Here is a 10,466-nt window from a genome sequence, read left to right as displayed (position 1 = left end):
AGACCTGCCGGTATCGGGGGCTGGTGCGGGAGTGCGGATCGGCTAGCCTTCATGCATGGGGGAGGCGCGATCGTCAGGACTGCCCACGGGGCGCCACTATGGGATGGACTGGCTGCGCGTCGGCGCCTTCGCCCTGCTCATCTTCTATCACGTCGGCATGGTTTTCGTGCCGTGGGACTGGCACGTGAAGGCGGCGCATCCCGATCCGCACGTCGCGATCCTGATGCTGGCGACGAACAGCTGGCGGCTCGCGTTGCTCTTCGTCGTTTCGGGCTATGCGAGCGCCGCAGTCTTCGCGCGCCAGCCCAGCTCCGCCGGGTTCGCGCGCTCGCGCTCGGCGCGGCTGCTGATCCCGCTCGTGTTCGCCGTGATCGTCGTGATCCCGCCGCAACCGTGGATCGAACTGATGTTCAAGCACGGCTACACGGCCGGATTCGGTCATTTCTGGCTGCACGACTATTTCCGCTTCGGCGCGCTCGACGGCATCATCCTGCCGACGTGGCAGCACCTGTGGTTCGTCGTCTACCTGTGGGTCTACAGCATGATGCTTGCGCTGCTTCTGCTGCTGCCCGCAGGCGTCCGCAGCCGGAGTGCGCGCGCCTTCGAACGCGCGCTCGCCGGCCCCGCGATCCTCGCCGTACCGATCCTGCTGCTCGCGCTGAAAACGTTCTTGCTGTTCCCCGGCGCGGACGAAACGCACGCTCTTGTCGACGATTGGGCGGCGCACGCCGTGTACTTCCCAGCCTTCCTCTTCGGGGTGCTGCTGCGCGGGTCGCCCCCGCTCTGGGCCGCGATCCGTCGCTGGTGGTGCCTCGCCGCCGTGCTTGCCGTGGCCGCCTACGCCGTCGTCGCGATGATCGAATATCGCTATCCCGGCGAGGCCCCGCTTGATGACACGCTGACCGCACTTTTCCGCGGCGCACGCGCGGTTCAGGGTTGGGCGGCGATCATTGCGCTGATCGGCATCGCCGATCGCTGGCTGAACCGCGACGCGCCGATCCGCCCGATACTCACCGAAGCCGTATTCCCGCTCTACATCGCGCACCAGACAATCATCGTCGCCGTCGGCTGGTGGCTGCTTCCGTTCGACCTGCCGAACCTCGCCGCGTTCGCGATCCTCGTCGCGGCAACCGCGGCGGGCAGCTGGCTCTTTTATATCGTCGGCCGCAGCGTGCCGTGGCTCCGCCCGCTCATAGGCCTTGTGGCAAAGGAAAAGGGCCGCCCCGAAGGACGGCCCTTTCCAACTGCGCAATGAATGCGGGTCTTAGCTGGCGGCGGCGCCGACCAGCACCGTGACGGCGCGGCGGTTCTGCGCCCAGGCGCTCTCGTCCGAACCTTCAACGGCCGGACGTTCCTTGCCGTAGCTGATCACGCTGATGCGATCGGCGGCAACGCCCTGCCCGGCGAGGAAGTTCTTCACCGAGTTGGCGCGACGCTCGCCGAGTGCGAGGTTGTATTCACGCGTGCCGCGCTCGTCGGCGTGGCCTTCGATCGTGACCTTCACGTTCGAATACTGAGCAAGCCAGCCGGCCTGCTTCGTCAGCGTCGCCTGCGACGCGCTGTCGAGCTGGTACGAATCGAACTCGAAGAACACGCGGTCGCTGCCCGCCTGCTGGATGAAGTCCTCGACGCTGCCCGGCACGACAGTGCTGGTGACGGGCGCGGCCGGAGGCGTGTACGGCGTTTCGACCGGAGCCGCGGGCGGCGGCGGCGGGGGCAGCTCTTCCTTCTTCTTCGAGCACGCGGCGGTGGCAACCAGCGCCGCGACCATCGCAGCCTTCAAAGCAGTGTTCATCATCAGTCGTCTCCCTGTCTCAAACGAAAGCAATTCGGATGCGCGACAACGACATTGCCACGCGAACACTCAAGAATCATTACGCTTTCCTATCCGAAGTCTGAGGACAAGCCTTAATCTCGGATGAACGTGACATAAATTATGGCAGGAGCGGCGACCACGCCGGGTCCGATCCATCGAGCGGCGTGGGGATGCGGCGCTCATTGACACCGGTGAGATCCACCGACCACAGATCGGCGCGCCCGCCCCGCTGGCTGCGGAAAAACATCACAACGCGGCCGTTCGGCGACCACGTCGGGCCCTCGTCGCCCCAGCTGTCGGTGAGCAGTCGCTCGCCCGAACCATCGGTACGCATCACGCCGATGCGGAAACCACCGCCGCCCATGCGCGTGAAGGCGATGAGATCGCCGCGCGGCGACCAGACCGGCGTCGCATAGCGTCCGCCACCGAAACTGATTCGGCGCTGATCGGAGCCGTCTGCGTTCATCACGTAAAGCTGCTGCGTGCCGCCGCGATCCGATTCGAACACGATCTTGCTGCCGTCGGGCGAATAGCTGGGGCCCGTGTCGATGCCCGGCGCGCTCGTCAGCCGCTGCGGCGTGCCGCCGTTCACGCTCATGCGATAGATATCGGTGTTGCCGCCCTGCGCCATCGAGAAGACGAGGCTCTGCCCATCGGGCGAGAAGCGCGGTGCGAAGCTCATGTTCGGCAGGTTGCCGACCAGTGTCTGGCGACCGGTGCCGATATTGTAGATGTACACGCGCGGCCGGTTCTGCGCGAACGACATGTAGGCGATCGTCTGCTGGCTCGGCGAGAAGCGCGGCGTCAGCACGAGATTCTGGCCGTTCGTGAGGAAGCGGTGGTTGGCGCCGTCCTGATCCATGATCGCGAGCCGCTTGATGCGCTTCGTCTGGCTGCCGGTTTCGGAGACGTAGACGATGCGGCTGTCGAAGTAGCCGCTTTCGCCTGTCAGCCGCGAATAGACCGCATCCGCGCACTTGTGCGCGGCGCGGCGCCAGAATGCGGGCTGCGTCGAGAAGCCCTCGCGCGCGAGAATTTCTTCGGAGAAGACATCGTAGAGGTAGCAGCCGACCGTGATCGAGCCGTCGCCGTTCACCTGCACGAAACCGGTGACGAGCGCCTGCGCCGCCACTGTGCGCCAGTTCGGGAAGCGCGGTGCCAGCACGTCGGCATAGGCGACGGTGGTGGTGAACGCCGAGGGGTTGATCGGCTTGAACAGCCCCGAGCTCGCAAGATCGTTCGAGACGACCTCCGCGACCTGCCGCCCGAGCGCGGCGGTGTCGCCCGCAACCGTGCTCGCGAGCGCCGGCGTCGTGAACGCCGGCACGGCGATCGGCATCGGCTTCGAGATGCCCGCGTTGATGTCGACGCGAAGCTGGGCGGCGGCAGGTGTCGCGACGATTGCGATCAGCAGTGCCGACAGTGCGGAGATGAGGCGTTTCACAGGCATTTCCTTACAGCGTCTCGCTTGGGTCGAAATTGAGTTCGAAATCTTTCCACCCGTCATAAAGTTCCGGGGGCAGTCCTTCCAGTGAGCAGGCGGGGTTCATCACGGCGCGGATCGCGGCGTCGCGCGCCACACGGCCGTAAGCGGCGTTGCCTGCGCCGATCCCGCTCTGCGACAACACTTCCGGCCGGCCGATGATCGTACCGTCGCGCTGCACGCGCACGCGCAGCAGCGTCTTGATGTTGCGCGCGTCTGGCCCGCCCGCACCCGGGTCCCAGCAGCGGTAGATACGGTCGCGGATCGCCTGCGCCAGCGTCGCCATCGTGCGCGCGTCGAGCTTGGCGCCTTCGGGGATCGCCTGCTCGATCGACTTCGCGAAGTCGGTCGGCTTCGTCTTCCGCGGCGCATCCTTCAGCGACTTGTCAATCAGGTTCGAAAGATCGCGTTTCGGCTTCGGCTTTTCGACCGGCTTGGGCGTGGGCTTCTTCGGCTCCGCCTTGGGCTTCGGCGCTTCCTTGGGCGCGATCTCGACCGGCGGCGGGGTCGGTTCCGGCGTCGGCTCCGGCTCGACGACCTCGGGCTCGGCCTCCTCCACCGTCTCGCGCGGTGCCGCCTCGATCGAGGGCTTGGGCTTTTCCTGCACCGTCGGCACGTCGGAAATGTCCACGAACTCGACCGGGATCGGCTCCACGATCGGCGCGATGTCCTTGGACATCAGGCTCCAGCTCAGCGACAGCCCGGCGAACAGCGCAAGGTGCGCCACGCCCGCGATCAGGATCGCGCGGTTCTCGGTCACCGGTCGTCGGCGCCGGCCTCGCTCACGAGCGCGACCTTTTTGAAACCCGCAGCGTTCACCTCGCCCATCACGCGCATCACGTTTCCGAAGTCGAGCCGACGGTCGGCGCGCACATAGATGCGCGGTCCTTCCGCCTCGCCCGCGCGCGCCTCGCTGATCGCGGCGAGCTTCGCGGCGAGTTCGTCAGCGGGTACAAGCTGCTCGTCGATGTAGATCTCGCCCTCAGCGTTCAGCGAGACCTGGATCGGCGTGTTGTCCTGCTTGAGCGCGCCCGCCTTGCTGTCGGGAAGGTCGATCGGAACGCCCGAGACGAGCAGCGGCGCCGTGACCATGAAAATGATGAGCAGCACGAGCATGACGTCGACAAGCGGCGTCACGTTGATCTCGCTCATCGGCGGCGCCTTGCCGCCCCTGCGTCCGCCAGGTGCGATGCCCATCGCCATGCGTCAGGCCTTCGGTGCCATGGTTTCAAGCTCACGCGACAGCTCGCCCTGGAACTCCTCGGCGAAGTTGTGCAGGCGCCCCTCGACGCGGCCGATGCCATAGAGCAGCCGGTTGTAGCCGATCACCGCCGGAATCGCAGCAAAGAGCCCCATCGCGGTCGCGAACAGCGCCTCGGCGATGCCGGGCGCCACGACGGCGAGCGTCGTGTTCTGCGTCGCCGCGATCGAGGTGAAGCTGCGCATGATGCCCCACACGGTGCCGAACAGGCCGACGAACGGCGAGACGGAGCCGATGGTGGCAAGGATGTTGAGCCGGTCCGAAAGCGTGTCGATCTCGCGCGCGATGGCGACGCCCATTACACCGCCGAGGCGCGTGCGGAGGCCGACGCGATCGTATTTGCCGCCCGCGGTCGAACGCCGCCACTCGCTCATCGCGGCGGCAAACACCTTGGTTGCCGGATGCTCGGCCTTGCCCGGCGCCTCGCGGATATCCTCGAAGCTGTTCGCCTTCCAGAAGCGGTTCTCGAACGCCTCGGTCTGCTTGCCGATCACTTTCAGCCGCCGCGCGCGCTCGATGATGATCGCCCAAGACCAGATCGACGCGAACAGGAGCCCGATCATCACCGCCTTGACGACAATATCCGCCTGCATGAACAGCGCCCAAGGCGACATGTCCGCGGCCCCCGCCAATGCGACGTTTGCAACCTCAGTTTCCATCCGGCTCCCCGTTTCCCGCCTTTACGGCCAATTCCTCGAATACCCTGCGCCATTCCTGCGGCTGGCGCTTCGGCCTGCCGTCTCGCCCGACGAGTGCAGCTGTAACAAGCGCATCCGTGACGAGTTCCCCTGAACGTACGATGACTTGCGCGATCCGGCACGACGCCGCGCCGATGCTTTTTACGCGGCTTTCGACATGAAGAACGTCGTCAAGCCGCGCCGGGCGCACGTAGCGGATCTGGAGGTCCGTCACCGCATAGGCGCCCTCGCCCGCCTCGAAGAAGGCGCGCTGGTCGATACCCGCCGCGCGCAGCATGTCCGAGCGCGCGCGCTCCATGAAGCGCAGGTAGTTGGCGTGATAGACGACGCCCGAGAGGTCGGTATCCTCGAAATAGACGCGCACGGGAAAGCGGTGAACACCGTCCACAAAGGCGCCTGAGGGCGGGCCGCTTGTTGTTTCACCCGTCATTCCGTCCGGTGTCTAACCGGGCGCGACTCGGCGGGGAAGCCCGAAAATGCGCCGATTCGTGAGCGCGGCTCAGTCCTCGAAGGGCAGCACGTCACCCGCGCCCGCCGGCGGAGCAAGACCAAGATGCGTCCACGCCCTCCCGTTCAGCATCCGCCCGCGCGCGGTCCGCGCGACGAGGCCGAGCTGGATCAGATAGGGTTCGATCACCTCTTCGAGCGTGTCGCGTGGCTCCGAAAGCCCCGCCGCCAGCGTCTCGATACCCACCGGGCCGCCCTTGTAGATGTCCGCGATCATGCCGAGGTAGCGCCGGTCCATCGCATCGAGCCCGAGCGCGTCGACCTCCAGCCGCAGGAGGGCCGTATCCGCCATCGTGCGGTCGACAATGTCCGCGCCCGCCACATGCGCGAAGTCGCGCACGCGCCTCAGCAGCCGCCCCGCAATGCGCGGGGTGCCGCGTGCACGCCCGGCGATTTCGCGCGCACCTTCGGGTGACAGCGCCATGCCGAGCAGCCCGGCGGCGCGCGTCACCACGTGTTCGAGTTCGTCGACCGTGTAGAAATTCAGCCGCACCGGAATACCGAAGCGGTCGCGCAGCGGCGTCGTGATCAGCCCGGATCGCGTCGTCGCGCCAACGAGCGTGAACGGCGGCAGGTCGATGCGCACCGATCGGGCCGACGGCCCCTCGCCGATCATGATGTCGAGCGCGCGGTCCTCCATCGCCGGGTAGAGGATTTCCTCCACCGCCGGGTTCATCCGGTGAATCTCGTCGATGAACAGCACGTCGTTGGGTTCAAGGTTGGTGAGCAGCGCCGCGAGGTCGCCCGCCTTCGCGATCACCGGTCCCGAGGTGGACCGAAACCCCACGCCAAGCTCACGCGCGATGATCTGTGCGAGCGTCGTCTTGCCGAGACCCGGCGGCCCGAAGAACAGCACATGGTCCATTGCCTCGCCGCGCTGCTTCGCAGCCGCGATGAACACACGCAGATTCTCCCGCGCCGCCGCCTGCCCGACGAACTCCTCCAGCCGCTTCGGCCTGAGCGCGGCATCCACGTCCTCGGTCCGGCGTTCGCCGGTCACAAAGCGCTGATCATCGGGTTGCGTGGCCATGCGCGGACCCTACCGCGCCGCTTTCTTGAGCGCCAGCCGCACCACCGTACCGACATCCGCGCCCTCGCCGGCTTCCTCGATGGCGGCAGTCACCACCCGGTTCGCTTCGGCGGGCTTGTAGCCGAGGTTGGCGAGTGCGGAGAGTGCGTCCGCCGCGAGGCCGCCCTTGGGGACGGCGGGTGCGAAGCCGCCGACCGGGATCGCACCCCCGGCGATGCCGCCCGCCTTGTCCTTCAGTTCGTTGACGATGCGCTCGGCGAGCTTCGGCCCGACACCGCTCGCGCGGCCCACCATCGTCTTGTCGCGGTTGGCGATCGCGGCGTGGATTTCATCCGGCGTCAGCACCGACAGGATCGCCAGCGCCACCTTCGCACCGACCCCCTGCACCGTCTGCAACAGTCGGAACCAGTCGCGCTCGCGTTCCGTCACGAAACCGAAAAGCTGGATCGCGTCTTCACGTACGTGCGTCTCAATATGCAGCGTCACCGGTGTGCCCGCGCCGCCGAGCGACGCAAGTGTCTTGGTCGACGCCGAGACGAGATACCCGACTCCGTTCACATCAATGACCGCAGCGTCTGCGTTGACTGTGTCGAGCAGGCCCTTCAGCTTGGCGATCATCGGTATCCCCCCAACGCCTTTACGCTCGCCTGATGATGCGCATGGCAGATCGCCACCGCAAGCGCGTCCGCCGCGTCGGTGCTCTTGATCTTCACGCCGGGCATCAGCCGCTCGACCATCGCGCGCACCTGATCCTTTTCCGCCGCGCCCGTTCCGACCAGCGCCTTCTTCACGAGCCGCGTCGCATACTCCGCGACCTCCAGCCCCGATCCCGCGAGCGCCGCGAGCACCACGCCGCGCGCCTGCCCCAGCTTCAGTGTCGATTGCGGGTTCTTGTTGACGAACACCTCTTCGGCGGCCGCCGTCCCGGCGCCGCTTTCAGCGACGACGCCCGCAAGGCCCGTGTAAAGCGCCGAGAGCCGCGCGGCCATCGGCATGTCCGCCGGGATGCGCAGCGTGCCGTGCGCGATGTGCGAGATGCGGTTGCCCTCGGCCCGGATCACGCCCCAGCCGGTGGCGTTCAGCCCCGGATCGACGCCGAGAATGATCAGCCGAGCTTCTCCATGACCTCGTCGGAGACTTCGTAATTGCCCGACACGGTCTGGACATCGTCGTCATCGTCGAGCGAATCGATCAGCTTTAGGAGCGACCCCGCGTCGCCCTCGGCCACCGACACCATCGTCTGCGGCCGCCACGCGAGCTTTGCGCCCTCCGGCTCGCCGAGCACGGCTTCGAGCGCCTTCGCCACCTCGTGGAGCGTATCCTGCGCGGTCCACACCTCGTGGCCGTCCTCGTCGGACTGCACGTCCTCAGCGCCGGCTTCGAGCGCCGCCTCGAACACCTTTTCAGCATCGCCCGCCTTGGCCGCATATTCGATGAGGCCCATGCGGTCGAAGCCGTGGCTCACCGAACCCGACGCGCCGAGGTTGCCGCCGTTCTTGGAGAAGATCGTGCGGACGTTCGTCGCGGTGCGGTTGCGGTTGTCGGTGAGCGCCTCGACGATCAGCGACACGCCGCCGGGGCCGAAGCCTTCGTAGCGGATCTCTTCGTAGTTCTCGACGTCGCCGCCGCTCGCCTTGTCGATCGCGCGCTGGATATTGTCCTTGGGCATGGACTGCGCCTTCGCCGCGATCACGGCGGCGCGCAGGCGCGGGTTCATGTCGGGATCGGGCGTGCCCATCTTGGCCGCGACGGTGATTTCGCGGGAGAGCTTGGAAAACATCGCCGAGCGCTTTTTGTCCTGCGCGCCCTTGCGGTGCATGATGTTCTTGAATTTGGAATGGCCTGCCATGGGACTCGTTCGTGCCGGTTTCTGGAATTGTGGCCGGGTCTTTACGCGAGCGAGGCGCCTACTGGCAATGTTCAGGAAACGGTGACCGCCGTCCCCGAGGCCGAGACCATCAGCATCGATCCGCCCTGCCCCAGCACCTCGTAGTCCAGATCGATGCCGACGACGGCGTTCGCCCCCATCTTGCGTGCTTCTTCAGCGAGCTCCGAAAGCGCCTGCTGGCGCGCATCGCGCAGCACGGTTTCGTAGGAACCCGCGCGCCCACCGACGATATCGCGGATGCCCGCGAAGAGATCGCGAAAGATGTTCGCGCCAAGGATCGCCTCGCCGGTGACGACGCCGTGATACTTGGTCGCCGGGCGGCCTTCGATGGTGGGGGTGGTCGAGAGGATCATGCCATGTCTCCGAGCGCGCGGCGCAGCATCACGCCAGCGAGATGCGCGCGGTATTCGGCGCCAGCATGGATGTCGGTATTGAGATCGTCCGGCGCAAGCTCCGGAAGCGCGTCGCCCGCGTCGATCGCCGCTTCCGCATCGCTCCAGCGGAACACGCCCGGCCCCGCGCCGGTCACGGCAACGCGCGCGCCCTCCGCAAACCGGGCGACGAACACGCCGACGAGCGCATAGCGCGAGGCCGGGTGCGCAAACTTCGCATAGGCTGCCGCCTGCGGCACGCGGAAGCCGATACGCGTGATGATTTCGGCGTCTTCAAGCGCAGTCGCGAACATGCCGAGGAAGAAATCGTCCGCCGCATGGACGCCGCGGTTCGTTTCGATCACGGCATCGAGCCCCAGCACTGCAGCCGGATAGTCCGCCGCCGGATCGTTGTTGGCGACACTGCCGCCGAGCGTGCCGCGCTCCCGCACCTGCGGATCGCCGATGCCGCCCGCGAGACCTCCCAGCGCCGCGATCGGCGCGGTCTTAGCGACCTCGGCGTGGCGCGTCATCGCCCCGATCCATACACGATCGCCTTCACGCGATATGCCCGACAGGTCGGTCACGTGCGCGAGGTCGACGAGCGCATCGGGCGCCCGCAGCCGCGATTTCATCGCCGGAATGAGCGTGTGCCCGCCCGCGAGGCAGGCGACATCGCCGCCCGCGCCGAGGAGCGTGGCGGCTTCGGCAAGGTCCGCAGGCCGGTGGTACGCCGTCACAGCGCAGACGCTCCCGCGCGGATCGCTTTCACGATGTTGGTGTAGCCCGTGCAGCGGCAGAGATTGCCTTCAAGGTCATGGCGGATGGTTTCCTCGTCCACGTCCGGTCCGTGCCGCCCGGCGATCGCGATCCCGGCGATCACCATGCCCGGCGTGCAGAAGCCGCACTGCAAGCCGTGCGCCTCGCGGAACGCCACCTGCATCGGGTGCAGCGCGCCGTCAGCGCCGATCCCCTCGATCGTCGTCACGGCGGCGCCGTCCGCCTGCCCGGCGATCACCGTGCAGCTCTTCACCGCCCTGCCGTCCATCAGAACGTTGCAGGCGCCGCACTGGCTGGTGTCGCAGCCGATGTGCGTGCCGGTGAGGCGCAGGTGATCGCGAAGGATTTCAACGAGCAGTATCGTCGGTTCCACGTCGAGTGCGCGGCGGGAGCCGTTGACGGTCAGGCTGATTTGCATGGACGGGATAGTATCGGCGCGCGCGCCGGGCGCCAAGCCGCCCAGAACGAGAAAAGCGGCGATACCGGGGCCGTGGTATCGCCGCTCAACTCAGGGTTTTCGCCTGGAGGCGGTCGGGGTCATTGACCACCGCCAGGTTGGGTCGCCGCCTTTGCCGGGGCCGTGGCGCCGGCGGCTGTCCAGAGAACAGCAAGCGCCGTGCCAAAATCTCAAG

Annotated in this window: 14 protein-coding genes; 1 reads left to right on the top strand and 13 read right to left on the bottom strand. The window is 67.0% G+C overall.

The genetic code is table 11. The features are described 5' to 3' along the window. The first annotated feature begins 103 nt into the window (after positions 1–103). Positions 104–1,255: an acyltransferase family protein gene (locus ACFQ00_RS02460; protein ID WP_381485663.1), complete on the top strand. Its 1,152-nt coding sequence runs from the start codon at positions 104–106 to the stop codon at positions 1,253–1,255. Between the two features lie 9 nt (positions 1,256–1,264). Here the strand turns inward: ACFQ00_RS02460 and pal are convergent, their stop codons facing one another. The 13 genes from pal to ACFQ00_RS02395 form a co-directional block, all read right to left on the bottom strand. Beyond that, entirely contained in the window at positions 1,265–1,798 is a 534-nt protein-coding gene (gene pal, locus ACFQ00_RS02455; RefSeq protein ID WP_381485660.1) for a peptidoglycan-associated lipoprotein Pal, read from the bottom strand. Between the two features lie 136 nt (positions 1,799–1,934). Then, positions 1,935–3,266, bottom strand: coding sequence for a Tol-Pal system beta propeller repeat protein TolB (gene tolB, locus ACFQ00_RS02450; RefSeq protein ID WP_381485657.1), 1,332 nt, complete (start codon positions 3,264–3,266; stop codon positions 1,935–1,937). Between the two features lie 4 nt (positions 3,267–3,270). Continuing rightward, the gene (locus ACFQ00_RS02445; RefSeq protein WP_381485654.1) at positions 3,271–4,059 is read right to left on the bottom strand and encodes a cell envelope integrity protein TolA; all 789 of its coding nucleotides are present in this window, start codon (positions 4,057–4,059) and stop codon (positions 3,271–3,273) included. Beyond that, positions 4,056–4,502 (bottom strand): protein TolR, encoded by a 447-nt coding sequence (gene tolR, locus ACFQ00_RS02440; protein WP_381485651.1) that lies wholly within the window; start codon positions 4,500–4,502, stop codon positions 4,056–4,058. The genes ACFQ00_RS02445 and tolR overlap by 4 nt, the downstream gene beginning before the upstream one ends. Positions 4,503–4,505: 3 nt before the next feature. Then, a complete protein-coding gene (gene tolQ, locus ACFQ00_RS02435; RefSeq protein ID WP_374596295.1) occupies positions 4,506–5,219 on the bottom strand; it encodes a protein TolQ in 714 nt (237 codons plus the stop codon). After that, positions 5,209–5,688 (bottom strand): tol-pal system-associated acyl-CoA thioesterase, encoded by a 480-nt coding sequence (gene ybgC, locus ACFQ00_RS02430; protein WP_381485647.1) that lies wholly within the window; start codon positions 5,686–5,688, stop codon positions 5,209–5,211. Before ybgC ends, tolQ begins: the two co-directional genes overlap by 11 nt. A gap of 69 nt (positions 5,689–5,757) precedes the next feature. Continuing rightward, positions 5,758–6,795: a Holliday junction branch migration DNA helicase RuvB gene (ruvB, locus tag ACFQ00_RS02425; RefSeq protein ID WP_381485644.1), complete on the bottom strand. Its 1,038-nt coding sequence runs from the start codon at positions 6,793–6,795 to the stop codon at positions 5,758–5,760. 9 nt (positions 6,796–6,804) lie between these two features. Next, positions 6,805–7,413, bottom strand: a complete 609-nt coding sequence (gene ruvA, locus ACFQ00_RS02420) for a Holliday junction branch migration protein RuvA (protein ID WP_381485641.1) — start codon at positions 7,411–7,413, stop codon at positions 6,805–6,807. Next, a complete protein-coding gene (ruvC, locus tag ACFQ00_RS02415) occupies positions 7,410–7,904 on the bottom strand; it encodes a crossover junction endodeoxyribonuclease RuvC (protein WP_381485910.1) in 495 nt (164 codons plus the stop codon). Before ruvC ends, ruvA begins: the two co-directional genes overlap by 4 nt. Beyond that, positions 7,901–8,644, bottom strand: coding sequence for a YebC/PmpR family DNA-binding transcriptional regulator (locus ACFQ00_RS02410; protein ID WP_381485639.1), 744 nt, complete (start codon positions 8,642–8,644; stop codon positions 7,901–7,903). The genes ruvC and ACFQ00_RS02410 overlap by 4 nt, the downstream gene beginning before the upstream one ends. A 71-nt stretch (positions 8,645–8,715) precedes the next feature. Continuing rightward, complete coding sequence (locus ACFQ00_RS02405) at positions 8,716–9,036, bottom strand: heavy metal-binding domain-containing protein (RefSeq protein WP_381485634.1); 321 nt, start codon at positions 9,034–9,036, stop codon at positions 8,716–8,718. Then, complete coding sequence (locus ACFQ00_RS02400) at positions 9,033–9,794, bottom strand: FAD binding domain-containing protein (RefSeq protein WP_381485628.1); 762 nt, start codon at positions 9,792–9,794, stop codon at positions 9,033–9,035. The genes ACFQ00_RS02405 and ACFQ00_RS02400 overlap by 4 nt, the downstream gene beginning before the upstream one ends. Beyond that, positions 9,791–10,252, bottom strand: a complete 462-nt coding sequence (locus tag ACFQ00_RS02395; protein WP_381485626.1) for a (2Fe-2S)-binding protein — start codon at positions 10,250–10,252, stop codon at positions 9,791–9,793. Before ACFQ00_RS02395 ends, ACFQ00_RS02400 begins: the two co-directional genes overlap by 4 nt. Between the last annotated feature and the right edge of the window lie 214 nt (positions 10,253–10,466).

The organism is Sphingosinicella xenopeptidilytica (assembly GCF_042676985.1).
Classification (GTDB): domain Bacteria; phylum Pseudomonadota; class Alphaproteobacteria; order Sphingomonadales; family Sphingomonadaceae; genus Sphingosinicella; species Sphingosinicella xenopeptidilytica.
The sequence above is the reverse complement of the archived record's forward strand: the minus strand, read 5'-3'. Positions and strand labels throughout refer to the sequence as shown.

Coding starts and splice junctions, on each gene's coding strand:
- tolQ (WP_374596295.1), bottom strand. CDS start 5,219: ATGGAAACTGAGGTTGCAAACGTCGCATTGGCGGGGGCCGCGGACATG.
- ACFQ00_RS02410 (WP_381485639.1), bottom strand. CDS start 8,644: ATGGCAGGCCATTCCAAATTCAAGAACATCATGCACCGCAAGGGCGCG.
- ruvA (WP_381485641.1), bottom strand. CDS start 7,413: ATGATCGCCAAGCTGAAGGGCCTGCTCGACACAGTCAACGCAGACGCT.
- ybgC (WP_381485647.1), bottom strand. CDS start 5,688: ATGACGGGTGAAACAACAAGCGGCCCGCCCTCAGGCGCCTTTGTGGAC.
- ACFQ00_RS02395 (WP_381485626.1), bottom strand. CDS start 10,252: ATGCAAATCAGCCTGACCGTCAACGGCTCCCGCCGCGCACTCGACGTG.
- ACFQ00_RS02460 (WP_381485663.1), top strand. CDS start 104: ATGGACTGGCTGCGCGTCGGCGCCTTCGCCCTGCTCATCTTCTATCAC.
- tolR (WP_381485651.1), bottom strand. CDS start 4,502: ATGGCGATGGGCATCGCACCTGGCGGACGCAGGGGCGGCAAGGCGCCG.
- pal (WP_381485660.1), bottom strand. CDS start 1,798: ATGATGAACACTGCTTTGAAGGCTGCGATGGTCGCGGCGCTGGTTGCC.
- tolB (WP_381485657.1), bottom strand. CDS start 3,266: ATGCCTGTGAAACGCCTCATCTCCGCACTGTCGGCACTGCTGATCGCA.
- ruvB (WP_381485644.1), bottom strand. CDS start 6,795: ATGGCCACGCAACCCGATGATCAGCGCTTTGTGACCGGCGAACGCCGG.
- ACFQ00_RS02405 (WP_381485634.1), bottom strand. CDS start 9,036: ATGATCCTCTCGACCACCCCCACCATCGAAGGCCGCCCGGCGACCAAG.